Raw genomic sequence first — 15,323 nt, 5'->3', positions numbered from 1 at the left:
AATAATCTTGTTGCGCGATTCTTGATGTGATTTTTTTATGTTAGGGTAAGCGGCATTTCAACACTGCAAAAATTTAAAATTTCGACATTATGTAAAGTAGGAAAGAGTAGCAACAATGGCAAAAGAAATTGTTTTAACCGGTGTTACCACCACAGGCACTCCACACCTAGGCAACTATGTGGGAGCAATTCGTCCTGCGATCGAAGCGAGCCGTCAAGAAAATACGGAATCTTACTTCTTTCTTGCGGACTATCATGCGTTGATCAAATGTCAGGATCCAGAACGTGTGAAACAGTCCCGTTTAGAAATCGCGGCGACCTGGCTAGCGTGTGGCTTAGATACTGATAAAGCAACTTTCTACCGTCAGTCTGATATTCCTGAAATTGCCGAATTGAATTGGTTACTGACTTGTGTAACTGCAAAAGGTTTGATGAACCGCGCCCATGCTTATAAAGGCGCTGTCGATGAAAATCTTGCGAACGGCCAAGACCCAGATTTTGGTATTACCATGGGCTTGTTTTGCTACCCAGTGTTAATGGCGGCGGATATTTTGGCGTTTAACGCGCATAAAGTGCCTGTTGGTCGTGATCAAATACAGCATATCGAAATGGCGCGAGACATTGCTGGTCGTTTTAATCATTTATTTGGTGAGCATTTTGTATTACCTGAAGCGGTTGTTGGCGAAGAAGGCTCGATTCTTAAAGGCTTAGATGGCCGTAAAATGAGTAAGAGTTACAACAATACGATTCCATTATTTGATACTGAGAAAAAGCTGCAAAAAGGTATTAATAAGATCAAAACAAACTTGCTAGAACCAGGTGAAGCGAAAGACCCAGATGATTCTACCGTGTTTGATATTTATAAAGCGTTCGCAACTCCAGAACAAACTGCCCAAATGCGTCAGAATTTTGCAGAGGGCATTGCATGGGGCGAAGCGAAGAAGGAACTTTTTGCTTTGGTTAATGGTCAACTATCTGAACCACGTGAAAAATACCTTGAGTTAATTGCTAATCCAACTCATGTAGAAGAAGTTTTACAGGCTGGGGCGGAAAAGGCACGAGCTCGTGCACGTGGAATGATTTCAGACTTACGCAATGCCGTTGGTTTGGTCAATTTTAAATAAAGGAGAGTTTTGTGAAAACAACAGTATTTGCCATGTTAATGGCGTTTGTTTTGGCAATCGGCGCTGGCGGTTATAGTGCGGATGTTCAGGCTAAAAAGTTTGGTGGCGGTAAAAGTTTTGGCAAAAGCTTTTCTGTTTCTAAACCGAAAAGCACTGCAGCTAATACAAGCAACACGACGAACGCTGCAGCTGGCGCTAAAAAGCCTGGATTTTTAGGCGGCTTAGGCGGTGGTTTGTTAGGTGGCTTGTTGGCTGGTGGTCTTTTTGCTGCCTTGTTAGGAAGTGGTGCTTTTGATGGCATTTCTTTCGGAGATATCTTGCTGTTTGCTGTGATTGGTTTCTTGATTTACAAGTTCTTTATCGCACCAAAACGCCGTGCTGCTCAGGCTCAAGCCAGTGGTGCCGGTGCGAATGGTATGTTCCGCGAAATGCCGAATTCAACTCGCGATAATGCTCAGCCTTCTCCAATGTCTGGTATGAGTGGCTTTGGTGCACAACCAGAGATCAAGCTTCCACCAGGATTTAATGAGCAGGCGTTTGTTGCTGAAGCAAAAAATCATTACATCACGCTGCAAAAAGCATGGGATGACAATAATTTTGATGAGATTCTAGATTATGTTAGTCCTGAGCTTTACAACATGTTGGTTGCAGAACGCGCGACTTATGGTGATGACAAGCCTCGTACCGAAGTTATCTCTTTGATGGCCGAGCTGGTTCGTGGTGAATATATTGGTTCAATCGCTTCTATCTCTTTGCAGTTTTCTGGCTGGATCAAAGAAGGTGATCAGACTTCCGATACCAATGAAATTTGGCATTTGGAAAAGAATATGTCTGATGCAAATGGAAATTGGACAATAGTTGGGATACAACAAGGCAACTAATTGTTACTTAACTTTGCTCGTAGGCTCATCACAGTTTGTTTACACTAGACAAAGCTTGTGATGAGTTCTACATTACTCTTATTAAACTGAATATGGATGTGAGCCATGTCTGAATTAGCGCCTATTAAAGAAAATGGGAAAGCCTTAGCGGAATCGAAAAAAGGCGAGTTGTTACAGTATCTAACCTTTAAGCTGATTGACGAGACCTATGGTATTAACGTCATGCAGATTAAAGAAGTGCTACGTTATAGTGAAATCGCCCCGGTTCCAGGAGCGCCTTCTTATGTATTAGGCATTGTTAATTTACGTGGTAATGTCGTGACGGTAGTGGATACTCGAGTACGTTTTAGTTTGCCAGAGTGCACTATTACCGATGATACTCGAATTATTATTATCGAGCATGACGGCGAGCAAGTTGGTTTGCTTGTTGATGCAGTCCAAGAAGTATTCTATTTATACCAAGGTGAAATTGAGCAAAGCCCTAGCGTTGGTAACGATGAAGCATTGAAGTTCATTCAAGGTGTTTATCAGAAAGAAGAAGAGTTGGTTATTTTGCTTGAGCTTAACCGTATGTTTGAACGCAATGATGCACTTGGTATCGAAGCGATGAACTAAGCCAGTCGATTCTTTTCAGAACAAATATAAAAACCATGCCGTTGAGCATGGTTTTTTTGTGTCTAAATATTGTGGTTTCTCGGGGAGGATCTTGAAGCTTATTTTTCCCAATAAGCTTCTTCAAGGCTGTCTTCTCTTTCTGGTAATCCTCTGGATAAGCGAGGCGCGTTTTGAGCAAGGATTTCATAACTCACGCGGTTAGAATATTTACAGATTTGGGCGAAAGAAGAATAGGCTAGAAATGGTGCCAAGTGCTTGCTGGAATTTGGAATCGCTTCTTTATGAAAATGATTCGCGGAAATATCATGCAGCAAGGCTGATAGTGCGCCATCGCCAGCACCATTGGTATTGCGAATCTTTTCTGGCCCACCCATGTATGGGTCTATATGAGAAAAGACTTTAACTGGCTGTTTGCAGGCTTCGCGTAACATCGGGCGGCTAAACTCCCAGCGATTGAAGTCGGCCAAGCTGCCCGATTTAATAGGGTTGGTGGTTTCGCGTTTTAGATCATCTTCCGTGTGACCGCATAAATACATACCGTCAGGACCAGCAGTAAGTAGCACAATGTCTACATGGTCAAGAATGGCGCTCGCGGCTTGTAATGGGTCTGAGAAGCCTGTTAACGCTTCCGCTTCTAGTTCATTCATCGCCAGTACATTGACGTGTTTTTTAATGATTTCCAGCAATTCGTCTCTGTTTTCTTCTACTAGATGCTTGGTGCCTAATGTCAAAACAGTGGGGACTTGGTGATTGTGCGCATACTCTAAGGCTTTTAACATGGCAGGTTTAATGGGTTTGCCTTGATGGCGCAAGGGGTAGGCACATGTGACCAATGCTGCGCTGCCAGCGATGATGTCTTCAGGAATGTGGTCAACGTCTAACTCGTCCATGTCACCGGGAGCGATGGCGAATGTTCGTTCACCATCTGGTGTGATTAGGGTGATGCCGCGGCCAATATCACCAGGTACGCCTTGCAAGTGATTCATGTCGACTTTGCTGCTGGTATGGCAGATATAATGGTAAGCTGGAGAGCCTAAAGTGATGTTGGCTGACATAACACCAAGTAGCACGGATTTATCATCGGCTAGCACAGAATAGTTGTGTATGGTATTGCCAATAGTGCCACCGGCAAAATGATCTGAGATACTGTTTTGTGCCGTTAACTCGCTGTAAATAGCTGAGGCTGTGTCAGCATCGACAAGATTTGATAAGCCTTTTTGGATGTTAAATGTCTCTAGAAATTGATCAGAGACATTGGCGATCACGTCGACAATGGTTTCATCCAAACCAACAATGTAAGTGTCTTTATCGGGACGAACTTCCGATGTCGGCAAAACGGGCTTGGGTTGGGAAACAGGAAAATAATGTTTAAGTTTGCGTTGACCGGGAAACTTCATATTGGTGCTCGTGGGTAAGAGAGTTAAGCGAGTTTAGCAAAGAATTGACCAGTCGGGCAGGATGATCAGCAAGAAAGTAAGGTGAAAATGAACGAATCAGAGTTAGATCGCTATAGTCGTCAGTTATTATTGCCCAATTTTGATATTCAAGGGCAACTTAATCTTTCCCAAGCAAAGGTATTGGTTATTGGCTTGGGTGGATTGGGAAACATTGCCGCCACCTATTTGGCAACTTCCGGAGTGGGCCATTTGATTTTGGCGGATGGCGATCAATTAGAAAGCAGTAATTTACCTCGCCAAGTGCTTTATGATGAAAGTCAGATTGGTTTAAACAAGGTTGATGCAGCGGCGAAGCAAATTGCTCTCAAAAATCCAGCTATCAAAGTGGAGGTTATCGCGCAAAAATTATCGAGTGACTCTCTATTAAAAGCAGTTGAACAAGCAGATGTGGTGTTAGATTGCACGGATAACTTTACCGCTCGACAAGCCATCAATCGTGCTTGTCTATTATTGAAAAAACCATTAGTTAGTGCGGCTGCGATTCGTTGGGAAGGGCAGTTGGTAAGCTTTTTATATGATCAACAATCGACGCCTTGTTATGAGTGTTTGTATCCGTCTTTGTCGGACCAACAACTTAGTTGCAATGAAAGTGGCATCATAGCGCCAGTGGTTGGCTTGTTAGGCGTCTATCAGGCGCTCGAAGCTTTGAAGCTAGCAAGTGGCTGCGGAAAGGTTAAACATGGTGTCTTAAGGTTGTTTGATGGCTTTGAGGGGAGCTGGCGCGAGATGCGTTTAACGCAAGATCCCGAGTGCTCGGCTTGTGCACATGAAACAGGTATGATGGTTTAAACCAGATTGACGCTTGAAAACTCATAGATAGCCCCTATTTTAGTAATTAATATTTTTCTCTAAGAATTTCAGCAGATTTTCGTTAGAATTCACCACAGACTTTTTAGCCGGCCTTTTTTGTGTCAGGCAAGCATACATTTACAGGAGCAATAACATGAGCGATGTTAAACACGCTAAATTAATGATTTTAGGTTCTGGCCCTGCGGGTTATACCGCGGCTGTTTATGCGGCTCGTGCGAACCTTAATCCTGTGATGATTACAGGTATGCAAATGGGTGGTCAGCTGACCACAACTACTGAAGTTGATAACTGGCCGGGTGATGACCAAGGCGTACAAGGCCCAGAATTGATGGAGCGTATGCGTAAGCACGCCGAACGCTTTGAAACAGAAATTATTTTTGACCATGTAAATAAAGTTGATCTGAAAAATCGTCCATTCCGTTTAGAGGGCGACAGTGGTGTTTATACTTGTGATGCTTTGATAATTTCAACTGGTGCAAGTGCTCAGTATCTTGGTATGGAAAGTGAGACAAAGTATATGGGCCAAGGCGTGTCTGCTTGCGCAACATGTGATGGTTTCTTCTACCGTAACCAAGATGTTGCTGTAATCGGTGGTGGTAATACGGCTGTTGAAGAAGCGCTTTACCTTGCTAACATTGCTAAAACCGTTACCGTTATTCACCGTCGTGATAAATTCCGCTCTGAAAAAATTCTATCTGATAAATTGATGGAAAAAGCGAAAAACGGCAATGTGAAAATCGAATGGCACTCTGAACTAGATGAAGTGCTAGGTGATAGCGCTGGGGTAACTGGTGTTCGTATTAAAAACAGCCAAACTGGCGAGAAAAAAGAATTAGCCGTTGCAGGTTTGTTTGTTGCCATTGGTCACAAGCCAAATACTGATATCTTCCAAGGTCAGCTTGAAATGAAAGATGGCTATTTGAAAGTGCAATCTGGTACGCAAGGTAACGCGACTCAAACGAGCATTGAAGGTGTTTTTGCTGCGGGTGATGTGTCTGATCATATTTATCGCCAAGCAATCACATCCGCAGGTACAGGCTGTATGGCGGCGTTGGATGCAGAGCGTTATTTGGATGGTCTTGCCGGTGCAGATCTTTAATTATTAATATAAATAAAAAAACCGATCCTAGGATCGGTTTTTTTATTTCTTAAAGTAATTCGTTTAAAACGAATTACTGAGCGTTGTAAGCTTCGATGCCTTCAACGATGGCTTTTTTCGCTTCTTCTGCGTTTGCCCAACCTTCTACTTTTACCCACTTGCCTTTTTCAAGGGTTTTGTAGTTTTCGAAGAAGTGTTCGATTTGATCGCGTAGCAATTGTGGAATATCGTTCACGTCTTGGATATGACCGTATTCTTTGCTTAGTTTTTCGTGAGGAACGGCTACTAATTTAGCGTCCATACCCGCTTCGTCAGACATGTTCAATACGCCAACTGGACGGCAGCGGATGACAGAGCCAGGTACAACTGGGTAAGGTGTGATAACCAATACGTCAACTGGGTCACCGTCGTCAGCCAAAGTGTTGTTTACATAACCGTAGTTTGCTGGGTAAAACATAGGAGCTGTCATGAAGCGGTCAACAACAAGCGCATCCATGTCTTTATCAACTTCGTATTTTACTGGATTAGCTTGTGCTGGAATTTCGATGATAACGTTGATGTCATTTGGTGCATCTTTACCGGCAGGGATCTTGCTATAGCTCATTATTATTTCTTCCAATGTGTTAAATATGGCCGATATTATAAAAGCTAGAGTGCTTCTATGCTAGTTGTGGAACGCATCCATTCGTAATATTCTCTATTGCAGTAGAATAAAATGAGTAAAAACAGCTCTAAAACGCGTTAACTTATTGCTTTCTTTCTGAATTTAGCTAGTCTTACACTGTGATCAAATTATAGTCGCGAGGACAGTAATGACAAAATCTGAGCTGATAGAGCTGCTAATCGATCAGCAATCCCATTTACCGGTGAAAGATGTAGAGCAAGCAATCAAAGCAATGCTTGAACATATGTCTGATTCTTTGGCAAATGGTGAGCGCATAGAGATACGAGGCTTTGGTAGTTTTTCTCTGCATTATCGAGCACCTAGAATAGGACGAAACCCTAAAACTGGGGAGTCTGTTGAGTTGAGTGCGAAATATGTACCTCATTTTAAACCAGGTAAAGAGTTGAGAGAGTTAGTCAACTTACCTGAAGACGATGAGATCAACGAACTTAACTAATTTACGTCTTATGCCTCGAAATCTTTGAGCTATCACGGCATAATAACGCCATTCTATTTTTGGTAGGTTGTTTTATGCTTAAATGGCTGAAAAGAGTTACTTACACTGTACTCATTGTTTTTTTTCTCGCCGTGGGTGTGTTTTTTGCCATCCGTAATCCACAACTTATTCCTCTTGATCTTGTTTTTTGGCAAGGTCCCGAACTGAGCGTTGCTCTCTACATTATTTTATCTTTTACCGTAGGGGCTTGTGTGGCTCTTTTGGTAAGCTCTGTTGCGTATTTGCGCAGTGAACGCCAGATCAGGGTGTTGACTCGTAAATATGAAAAAGCACGAGATGAAGTGGATGCCTTGCGTAAAGCTTCTATTGCTAAAGAGCTTTCTGTTGGGAAGGAGTAATTGAGTTGACCGAAATTGGGTTGTTTTTGGTTCTTTTTGTCGCGCTCTTTGTTGGCTGGGCAATGGGGCGTAAAAATCCGACCAAGAAAAATAAACAGGCTAAGAAGAATATTCCGACGGATTATTTTCGTGGTCTGAATCATTTGCTTAACGATCAACATTCCGAGGCCATTGATGCCTTTGTTGATTCCTTAGAAGTCAATTCCGATACTTTCGATATTCATCTCACATTGGGTAATTTGTTTCGCAAAAAAGGCGAAATACAAAAAGCCATTAACATCCATCAAAACTTACTTGCTCGCCCTGAAATTTCGCAGCGTGAAATGCGTATGGTGCAATTAGAATTGGCCAGTGACTTTATGTCGGCAGGTTTGTTAGATAGAGCAGGGCGCTTGTTATTAAACATGGCATCCACTTCACGAAAAAGTGAATTTCAGCCAAAAATACTCGCTTTGCTTGTGGATCTTTATGAGTTTGAACAAAGCTGGGACAAAGCGATTCAAATTGGCTCTGAATTAATTAAAGAAGCACCGAGTAAAAAAGAGATTAAGCGTTTAGCGCATTTTCATTGTGAAATGGCGCAAGAGCTACAAAAGAAAGAGCAATGGAAGCAAGCCTTTCAACATTATAAAAATGCCTTAGATGTTGACTCTAGCTGTGTTCGAGCCAGTATTGGTGCTGCGGACGTATTAAATAGCCAGGGGCGTTATCGTGATGCGATCAAAGAACTAAAGCACGCTGCAGAACAAGACCCAGAATTCATTTCGATCATTATCCCTAAGCTAAAAGAATGTTACCAAAAAATATGGGGCAGTGGCGGGTACATTAAGTTTTTACAAGAACAGAATCAGAAAAAGCCTTCTACGGCGTTGATTATGGCACTTGTTCAGCATTACATGGAAACCGATAAAGATTACGCCGAAATGTTTTTGGTCGAGCAGCTTAGGCAGCACCCAACGATTAAAGGCTTCAAAGAGCTAATTAGTTTGCAGCTAGCGGATTCTCAAGGGTATAACCAGCAACATTTGGTGGTTCTATTTGAGCTTATTGATCAGCTGGTTCAAGCAAAGCACAAATATCAATGCCGCCAGTGTGGCTTTCCAGGCCATCAATTGCATTGGCAATGTCCAAGTTGTAAAAATTGGGGTGTGGTGAAACCGATTCATGGTTTGGAAGGCGAATAAAGCCACTGAGCATTCTGACATTTATAAACGATAGAAACTGAAAGAAAGAGGACACTGAATGAGCTGCCAATCCCCTATAGTGGTTGCCCTAGATTACCCAACCATGGCGCAATCTATTGAGATGGCGAAACGACTTGACCCTAAGCATTGTCGAGTGAAAGTCGGCAAAGAGCTATTTACAACAGCTGGTCCTGTGATTTTGGATGAACTGCATAATTTAGGTTTTGAGATTTTTCTTGATCTTAAATTCCATGATATTCCAAATACGGTCGCTAATGCGGTCAGTGTGGCGGCAAAAGCGGGTGTTTGGATGGTAAACGTGCATGCTACGGGCGGCCGTCGAATGATGGAAGCCTCTGCCAATGCGTTGCAGCAACTGACTGATAATAAAACATTGCTTATCGCTGTGACGGTACTGACTAGTATGGATCAAGCTGATCTTTTGGAAATTGGTATAGACTCAACGCCTGAGCAACATGTTAAACGTCTTGCGGCGTTGGCTAAATCTTCTGGAATGGATGGTGTCGTTTGTTCTGCTCAAGAATCCAGTATGCTGTCAGCTGATTTAGGGAAAGACTTTGTTCTAGTCACGCCGGGTATTCGTCCTACAGGTTCTGATCAAGGTGATCAGAAGCGAATTATGACGCCAGTCGAAGCAATGGCTGCAGGCAGTCATTACCTTGTAATGGGGCGTCCTATCACGCAGGCGAGTGATCCTATTGCCGTACTTACGCAGGTAAATGCTGATTTGGGCGTGATGATATAAAATGCTCATTTTGAGTCTTGAAGTCTGATTAAAAAGCTTTTACTCTAAAACCACTTATTTGCTTCAGCATTTGTTGATGCACTAAGTGGTTTTTTATTGGCATGATGCCATCTTTTATTTTTAAAAAGAATTTTAAAAGGATTTTTCTATGACGAATTTCAATCGTATTTTTCGTGCTTGTGTTTCTCGCTTACTTCTTATTGTTTCTCTGGCTTTTATGCCTTTCTCGCTTATCGCTGCAACGCCTTTGGATATAAATACCGCAACGGCTGCCCAGTTTTCCGCTGTGATGTCTGGTGTCGGTGAAAAAAAAGCCGAAGCGATCATTGCTTATCGAGAAGCGAATGGTCGTTTTGATTCCATTGATCAGTTATCGCAAGTTAAAGGTATTGGTGATGCGCTTTTAGCCCGCAACAGGGATTTACTTCAAGTCTCACCAACGGACGAAAGTTCAGAAAATTAGCTTAAATAAAATGCTTGATAAAGTTGTGCTGTTAAAACAAGCGGATTACACGTCCGCTTGTTTTGATGTTAAGGCTTTCATGGCTTGATGTTGGGTTAAAAAGACTTGCCCGCTCAGGTTTTCTATTAGGCTCGACCCCGTTAGTTTATCCATTACTGGGCCTTTGATTTCAGAAAAATGCAGCATGACCCCAGCGGATTTCAATCTATCATCAATGGTTTCTAAACTGTCTAATGCACTGGCATCTATCATGTTGACTGCATTGCACATGAGAATAAGATGTTTGATGTTTTTATGATTAGAGACCAGAGTTAATACATAATCCTCCAGCACTCTAGCGTTGGCAAAGAAGAGGTTTTCATCAATTCGAATGGTGACTATTTCTGGGTCGGTTTCGACTTCAAAACGCTTCACATTGCGAAAGTGTTCAGTTCCTGGAAGACGACCCACTACAGCAATATGGGGATGGCTTGTATGCCAAAGAAAGAACAATAGTGACAAGGAAACCCCAACGATTATGCCAGTCTCCATGCCAATAAATAGCACGGCAAAGAAGGTGGCTAACGAGCCGATAGCTTCTTGTTTAGAGAAACGATACAGCCTTAAGAAGTCTTTAAAATCGATAAGCTGCAAAATAGAGATGGTAATGCTGCTTGCTAGTACCGATGTTGGAAGGTAATAAAAAAGCGGAGTGAAAAACAGCAAGGTTACCAGCATCAGTAGTCCGGTTAAAATCCCCGTCATTGGCGTTTTGGCGCCAGCACTGACATTGACCACCGACCTTGAAAAACCACCTGTCACTGGGAAAGAAGCACTGAGTGCTGCGCCTAAGTTTGCCAATCCTAAACCGACAAGTTCTTGGTTTGGATTAATATCTTGTTTGCGTTTTGCGGCAAAAGATTGAGCAACAGAAACTGATCCAACAAAACCCACAATGCTGATTAGAAAAGCTCCTGATAATAGATCTATCATGGCATCTAAAGTGAATTTCCCGAAGGGTATAGTGGGTAAGTTATTGCTTATATCGCCAACGATTTTGATACCGAGTGAGTCTAGAGAAAACACAGCTACGCAGCTCGTAGTTGCAACGACAACGATGACAGGGCCTGCTTTGCCCAACATGCTAGCGATATTTTCCGTTAATCCAAGTTTACTTAGAGCAGGTGTTAAATAGCGTTTCAGTAGGATTAAAAGAACGATTGAAATTGTACTCAGAATAACCGTTGGTAAATTGATGTCACCGATATGCTGTAGCATACTTCGTGTTAGCTCGATAAGGTTATTGCCATGGGCTTGGACACCAATTAAATGTTTGAATTGCCCAACAGCAATTAAGATTGCAGAAGCACTTATGAAACCAGAAATAACCGGATGACTTAGTAAGTTAGACAAAAAGCCCATTTTTAACAGGCTCATCAAAAGCAAAAACACACCGGATAGAAACGCCAACATCATGGCTATAGCGGCATAGTTTTCACTTCCTGGCAGTGCGAATGGCATAGCAATGGTTGCAGTCATCATTGAGGTGATAGCGACAGGGCCAACAGCAAGTGTGCGGCTAGTACCAAAAAGGGAGTATAAAATAGCAGGAACGATACCTGCGTAAAGACCAACCACGGCGGGTAATCCCGCAAGTAAAGCGTAGCCCATGCTTTGTGGGATCAATAAAATGGTAGCTATAAAACTTGCCAGCGCATCGGTTTGCATGTCTTCACGCGAATAGCCTTTGAGCCAAGCCATTGCAGGAAAGTATTTTTCCAATTTAGTCATTTAACTCACTTAAGTAATATTTTTAATAGAGGTTTGGTGATTATGACGCATTAAAACGTATACATGCTTTCTATGGATATTTTATTATAACCTTATTTCTTTATGTTATATGTGGTGGTGGAATTGGTAAAGCTGAATCTGGATAGTTTTCTTCTTTGAGGCAAATATTGCTGTGATCAAATTGTTACGAGTGATTGAAATACCAGACGGCCCTAGCAAAATTTGCTAATCTATTGAGTCGATTGTAAAGCTAAGGGAAAATATCCGTGTCGCAAGAGTTCCAGGTTGTTTCATCCTATTCACCCGCAGGCGATCAGCCTAAAGCCATTGAAAAACTTGTTCGTGGTGTCGAAGCGGGCTTGGCTCACCAAACATTACTTGGGGTAACAGGCTCAGGTAAAACATACACCATTGCCAATGTCATTTCACAAGTGAAGCGCCCAACGATTGTCATGGCGCACAACAAGACCTTGGCTGCACAGCTTTACGGCGAATTCAAAGAATTCTTCCCCAATAACGCCGTCGAATATTTTGTTTCTTACTACGATTATTACCAGCCGGAAGCGTATGTGGCTGCATCTGATACCTTTATTGAGAAAGACGCGTCAGTTAACGAACACATAGAGCAAATGCGACTGTCGGCGACTAAAGCCTTGTTAGAGCGGGAAGACGTTATTATCGTGGCGACTGTTTCGGCAATTTATGGCTTGGGCGACCCACAATCTTATTTAAAAATGATGTTGCACCTTGATCGTGGTGATCGCATTGATCAGCGTGATGTGTTGCGCCGTTTAGCCGAGCTGCAATACAGCCGCAACGACTTGGTATTAGAGCGTGGTAATTTCCGTGTGCGTGGCGATGTTATTGAAGTCTTTCCTGCTGACTCGGAAGACACGGCAATTCGTATCGAACTATTTGATGACGAAGTCGAAACCTTATCGATGATTGACCCATTAACTAACAAAACCATTCGCAAAGTTCCTCGCGTTACAATTTATCCGAAAACTCACTATGTAACACCAAAAGAAACCGTACAAGCGGCGATTGAACGCATTAAAGTGGAATTGGATCAGCGTCTTGAGCAACTTAAATCGCTTAACAAATTGGTGGAAATGCAACGCCTTGATCAGCGTACGCGATATGATTTAGAAATGATGCAGGAGCTGGGCTACTGCAACGGTATAGAAAACTACTCGCGTTATTTGTCTGGTCGTGAAGAGGGCTCACCACCGCCCACTTTATTCGATTACCTGCCCGCCAATGCTTTGCTCGTTATCGACGAATCTCATGTTACCGTGTCACAAATTGGTGCTATGTACAAAGGTGACAGGTCACGTAAAGAGAACCTAGTTGAATATGGCTTCCGTTTGCCTTCCGCTCTTGATAACCGCCCTATGCGATTTGAAGAGTGGGAACAGATTAAACCGCAAACTATTTTTGTCTCAGCTACACCAGGTAAATACGAAGAAGAACATCAAGATTGGGTGGTTGAGCAAATTGTCCGCCCTACAGGCTTGATAGACCCTATTCTGGAAGTTCGACCTGTTGCAACTCAGGTAGATGATTTGTTGTCTGAAATTAATCTTCGAACACCGATTGGCGAGCGTGTTTTGGTGACCACTTTAACCAAACGCATGGCAGAAGATTTAAGCGACTACCTGAGCGATCATGGTGTTCGAGTACGTTATTTGCATTCTGACATCGACACGGTAGAGCGAGTTGAGATCATTCGAGATTTACGTCTTGGCGAGTTTGATGTGTTAGTTGGTATTAACTTGTTGCGAGAAGGCTTGGATATTCCAGAAGTGAGCCTTGTGGCGATACTTGATGCCGATAAAGAAGGCTTCTTACGCTCGGAAAAATCGCTCATTCAAACCATCGGTCGTGCTGCTCGTAACGTTAATGGTAAAGCGATTTTGTACGCTGATCGTATTACAGGATCCATGGAGAGGGCGATCAGCGAAACGGATCGTCGCCGTGAAAAACAAAAAGCGTACAATGAAGAGCATGGCATCACGCCAGTCGGCATTACCAAATCCGTTGAAGACATCATGGAAGGGGCTTATAACCCAGGTGCGGGCAAACGTGGTAACAAAACTAAGAAAGTCGCTGAGACCGCAAAAGACTACCAGGTTGAAAGCATGGAAGACGTGGCTCAAGTGCGTAAAGCCATGATCCAACTGCAAAAAGAAATGATGCTAGCCTCAGAAGAGCTTAAATTCGAACTAGCGGCGGGTTATCGAGACCAAATTCGCCAGCTACAGAAAAAGTTAAAAGACGTTGGCGAATCATAATAACTCTTGGATTCAAAGTAAGAAAGGAGCCTTGAATGGCCATCACGCTAAGGAACTACAACATAGTCCGCGTTATCGACAACGGTGTTATCGTCAACTGCACTGTGATCGAAATGTGTTACGACTACGCTCTTGTACGATTTAAAGATAAAAAATACAAGGTACCTTACGGCTTAATTGACGAAGTGATCGGTCATGAACTGCTCGTTCCTGTCAGTGAATAATAGTTTTAAAACAAAGGCTTCAAAAAATATCAACGAGGGCTTGTCAAAAGCAAACCTCTGCGTATAATAGCCAACACTTTTTAGGACTATAGCTCAGTTGGTTAGAGCGCTACCTTGACATGGTAGAGGTCAGCAGTTCGAATCTGCTTAGTCCTACCACTATTTTTTACAGTAAAATTATACTTACTACTTTTCTTAATTTAGTGAGTGTAAGTTACGAAAGCCGAACCCAGTGTTCGGCTTTTTTGTATCTGAATTGGTCCATTTTTGTCTCAGCTTTAGCCCATTTTTATCCAAAGTCACTTAAAAATGGTGACCTTTACCCTATTTTTCTGGTGATGTACCTAGTAAAAAACTGTAGTAGTTTTTACCGTCTGTAAATAGTTGTTTTTATTAGGGATGTATTTGTCGCAGAAAAGTACTTTTTTCATTCGAGCGAAAAAGCACGAGATGTCACTCATTCTAGTGTTTTTTTTATGCTTTTCGTCACTAAATGAGCTAATCTGGCCTTATCTAGTGGGTTTTTAACGGACTACCTCCTTGCCGCTCGTATCATCTGATCGATCCTAAACACATTGGCTAAAGTAAATAGCATCGCCAGTTTGTTGTTATTCTTCTTAAGCCTCGATAGATCACTTTCCTAAAACCAAACTGACGCTTTATGATCCGGAATAGGTGCTCTACTTTTGCTCGAATGCTGGCTTTAATATATTCCGTTCGGATCGGTAGCTTGTTTATTCTCGGGTGCAGCTTGAGAAGACGTACTTTGCTTGGCATTTCCGCAATGAGCAAATCGGCTTTGATGTCTTTAAGTTCTGCTCGTTTTGGCGCGCCTCGATAACCTGAATCCGCTGATATAAAAGTCTCTTCACCATGAAGCAGATTTTCTGTCTCTGTGATGTCATGTACGTTAACTTTAAGCTGTGCGTGAGGCTAGTTCTAGCGTTTACGCCAATATGAGGCCGCTATATCCAGGGAATACCAGTAGCTTAGCCTCTTGTTGGGCGGCATTGGCGACCCAGCTTTCTAGTTTGTCGACAAATTCTTCCCATTGGGTGAAAAAGCCAATGTCATATTGTGCCGTCGCCAGTTTAAATACGCTCATATTCTGCCATCTT

16 protein-coding genes, 1 tRNA gene and 1 pseudogene are annotated in these 15,323 nt (G+C 42.6%); 13 read left to right on the top strand and 5 right to left on the bottom strand.

Going from position 1 to position 15,323, the window contains the following annotated elements; all coding sequences use genetic code 11:
- The first annotated feature begins 115 nt into the window (after positions 1-115).
- The 3 genes from KPL72_RS05360 (at position 116) to KPL72_RS05350 (ending at position 2,619) form a co-directional block, all read left to right on the top strand.
- Complete coding sequence (locus KPL72_RS05360; RefSeq protein ID WP_212915963.1) at positions 116-1,123, top strand: tryptophan--tRNA ligase; 1,008 nt, start codon at positions 116-118, stop codon at positions 1,121-1,123.
- A gap of 11 nt (positions 1,124-1,134) precedes the next feature.
- The gene (locus KPL72_RS05355; RefSeq protein ID WP_219702097.1) at positions 1,135-2,004 is read left to right on the top strand and encodes a Tim44 domain-containing protein; all 870 of its coding nucleotides are present in this window, start codon (positions 1,135-1,137) and stop codon (positions 2,002-2,004) included.
- A 105-nt stretch (positions 2,005-2,109) separates the two neighbouring features.
- A complete protein-coding gene (locus KPL72_RS05350) occupies positions 2,110-2,619 on the top strand; it encodes a chemotaxis protein CheW (RefSeq protein ID WP_249411601.1) in 510 nt (169 codons plus the stop codon).
- A gap of 98 nt (positions 2,620-2,717) precedes the next feature.
- On the opposite strand, the gene KPL72_RS05345 is transcribed toward KPL72_RS05350, so the two are convergent.
- Positions 2,718-4,016: an inosine/guanosine kinase gene (locus KPL72_RS05345; RefSeq protein WP_219702096.1), complete on the bottom strand. Its 1,299-nt coding sequence runs from the start codon at positions 4,014-4,016 to the stop codon at positions 2,718-2,720.
- An 87-nt stretch (positions 4,017-4,103) separates the two neighbouring features.
- On the opposite strand from KPL72_RS05345, the gene KPL72_RS05340 reads away from it, so the two are divergent.
- Positions 4,104-4,865: a HesA/MoeB/ThiF family protein gene (locus KPL72_RS05340; protein ID WP_219702219.1), complete on the top strand. Its 762-nt coding sequence runs from the start codon at positions 4,104-4,106 to the stop codon at positions 4,863-4,865.
- Positions 4,866-5,019: 154 nt separating this feature from the next.
- Positions 5,020-5,985: a thioredoxin-disulfide reductase gene (gene trxB, locus KPL72_RS05335; RefSeq protein ID WP_212915960.1), complete on the top strand. Its 966-nt coding sequence runs from the start codon at positions 5,020-5,022 to the stop codon at positions 5,983-5,985.
- A 73-nt stretch (positions 5,986-6,058) separates the two neighbouring features.
- On the opposite strand, the gene ppa is transcribed toward trxB, so the two are convergent.
- Positions 6,059-6,589 (bottom strand): inorganic diphosphatase, encoded by a 531-nt coding sequence (gene ppa / locus KPL72_RS05330; protein ID WP_072841202.1) that lies wholly within the window; start codon positions 6,587-6,589, stop codon positions 6,059-6,061.
- Positions 6,590-6,797: 208 nt separating this feature from the next.
- Here ppa and ihfB point away from each other — a divergent pair, with 208 nt between their 5' ends.
- The 5 genes from ihfB to KPL72_RS05305 all read left to right on the top strand — a co-directional run bounded on the left by ihfB (position 6,798) and on the right by KPL72_RS05305 (position 9,917).
- Positions 6,798-7,106: an integration host factor subunit beta gene (ihfB, locus tag KPL72_RS05325; protein ID WP_212915959.1), complete on the top strand. Its 309-nt coding sequence runs from the start codon at positions 6,798-6,800 to the stop codon at positions 7,104-7,106.
- A gap of 74 nt (positions 7,107-7,180) precedes the next feature.
- Positions 7,181-7,504, top strand: a complete 324-nt coding sequence (locus tag KPL72_RS05320) for a LapA family protein (protein WP_212915958.1) — start codon at positions 7,181-7,183, stop codon at positions 7,502-7,504.
- A 5-nt stretch (positions 7,505-7,509) separates the two neighbouring features.
- On the top strand, positions 7,510-8,688 hold the full coding sequence (gene lapB / locus KPL72_RS05315) for a lipopolysaccharide assembly protein LapB (protein ID WP_212915957.1): 1,179 nt from the start codon (positions 7,510-7,512) through the stop codon (positions 8,686-8,688).
- A gap of 58 nt (positions 8,689-8,746) precedes the next feature.
- Positions 8,747-9,454, top strand: coding sequence for an orotidine-5'-phosphate decarboxylase (gene pyrF, locus KPL72_RS05310; protein WP_212915956.1), 708 nt, complete (start codon positions 8,747-8,749; stop codon positions 9,452-9,454).
- Positions 9,455-9,602: 148 nt separating this feature from the next.
- Positions 9,603-9,917: a ComEA family DNA-binding protein gene (locus tag KPL72_RS05305; protein WP_219702095.1), complete on the top strand. Its 315-nt coding sequence runs from the start codon at positions 9,603-9,605 to the stop codon at positions 9,915-9,917.
- 45 nt (positions 9,918-9,962) lie between these two features.
- Here the strand turns inward: KPL72_RS05305 and KPL72_RS05300 are convergent, their stop codons facing one another.
- On the bottom strand, positions 9,963-11,687 hold the full coding sequence (locus KPL72_RS05300) for a SulP family inorganic anion transporter (protein ID WP_219702094.1): 1,725 nt from the start codon (positions 11,685-11,687) through the stop codon (positions 9,963-9,965).
- A 266-nt stretch (positions 11,688-11,953) separates the two neighbouring features.
- Here KPL72_RS05300 and uvrB point away from each other — a divergent pair, with 266 nt between their 5' ends.
- The 3 genes from uvrB to KPL72_RS05285 all read left to right on the top strand — a co-directional run bounded on the left by uvrB (position 11,954) and on the right by KPL72_RS05285 (position 14,364).
- Positions 11,954-13,981: an excinuclease ABC subunit UvrB gene (uvrB, locus tag KPL72_RS05295; RefSeq protein WP_212915953.1), complete on the top strand. Its 2,028-nt coding sequence runs from the start codon at positions 11,954-11,956 to the stop codon at positions 13,979-13,981.
- A gap of 35 nt (positions 13,982-14,016) precedes the next feature.
- Positions 14,017-14,205 (top strand): hypothetical protein, encoded by a 189-nt coding sequence (locus tag KPL72_RS05290; protein WP_048814087.1) that lies wholly within the window; start codon positions 14,017-14,019, stop codon positions 14,203-14,205.
- An 82-nt stretch (positions 14,206-14,287) separates the two neighbouring features.
- A tRNA-Val gene (locus tag KPL72_RS05285) sits at positions 14,288-14,364 on the top strand.
- 373 nt (positions 14,365-14,737) lie between these two features.
- Here KPL72_RS05285 and KPL72_RS05280 read toward each other — a convergent pair.
- Positions 14,738-15,170 (bottom strand): annotated as a pseudogene (locus tag KPL72_RS05280) (transposase); the annotation flags it as partial.
- Complete coding sequence (locus KPL72_RS05275) at positions 15,152-15,310, bottom strand: hypothetical protein (protein WP_212915952.1); 159 nt, start codon at positions 15,308-15,310, stop codon at positions 15,152-15,154. The gene KPL72_RS05275 and the pseudogene KPL72_RS05280, both read right to left, overlap by 19 nt.
- Positions 15,311-15,323: the final 13 nt, after the last annotated feature.

The sequence above is a fragment of the Marinomonas lutimaris genome (genome assembly GCF_019426345.1).
GTDB classification, from domain to species: domain Bacteria; phylum Pseudomonadota; class Gammaproteobacteria; order Pseudomonadales; family Marinomonadaceae; genus Marinomonas; species Marinomonas lutimaris.
Note: the sequence above shows the minus strand (reverse complement) of the source record. Positions and strands in the feature narration are given on the sequence as shown.

Excerpts from the sequence above, each read along its gene's own strand:
- KPL72_RS05360 (WP_212915963.1), top strand. The coding sequence starts at position 116 with ATGGCAAAAGAAATTGTTTTAACCGGTGTTACCACCACAGGCACTCCA.
- KPL72_RS05350 (WP_249411601.1), top strand. The coding sequence starts at position 2,110 with ATGTCTGAATTAGCGCCTATTAAAGAAAATGGGAAAGCCTTAGCGGAA.
- KPL72_RS05345 (WP_219702096.1), bottom strand. The coding sequence starts at position 4,016 with ATGAAGTTTCCCGGTCAACGCAAACTTAAACATTATTTTCCTGTTTCC.
- KPL72_RS05340 (WP_219702219.1), top strand. The coding sequence starts at position 4,104 with ATGAACGAATCAGAGTTAGATCGCTATAGTCGTCAGTTATTATTGCCC.
- trxB (WP_212915960.1), top strand. The coding sequence starts at position 5,020 with ATGAGCGATGTTAAACACGCTAAATTAATGATTTTAGGTTCTGGCCCT.
- ppa (WP_072841202.1), bottom strand. The coding sequence starts at position 6,589 with ATGAGCTATAGCAAGATCCCTGCCGGTAAAGATGCACCAAATGACATC.
- ihfB (WP_212915959.1), top strand. The coding sequence starts at position 6,798 with ATGACAAAATCTGAGCTGATAGAGCTGCTAATCGATCAGCAATCCCAT.
- KPL72_RS05320 (WP_212915958.1), top strand. The coding sequence starts at position 7,181 with ATGCTTAAATGGCTGAAAAGAGTTACTTACACTGTACTCATTGTTTTT.
- pyrF (WP_212915956.1), top strand. The coding sequence starts at position 8,747 with ATGAGCTGCCAATCCCCTATAGTGGTTGCCCTAGATTACCCAACCATG.
- KPL72_RS05305 (WP_219702095.1), top strand. The coding sequence starts at position 9,603 with ATGACGAATTTCAATCGTATTTTTCGTGCTTGTGTTTCTCGCTTACTT.
- KPL72_RS05300 (WP_219702094.1), bottom strand. The coding sequence starts at position 11,687 with ATGACTAAATTGGAAAAATACTTTCCTGCAATGGCTTGGCTCAAAGGC.
- KPL72_RS05290 (WP_048814087.1), top strand. The coding sequence starts at position 14,017 with ATGGCCATCACGCTAAGGAACTACAACATAGTCCGCGTTATCGACAAC.
- KPL72_RS05275 (WP_212915952.1), bottom strand. The coding sequence starts at position 15,310 with ATGAGCGTATTTAAACTGGCGACGGCACAATATGACATTGGCTTTTTC.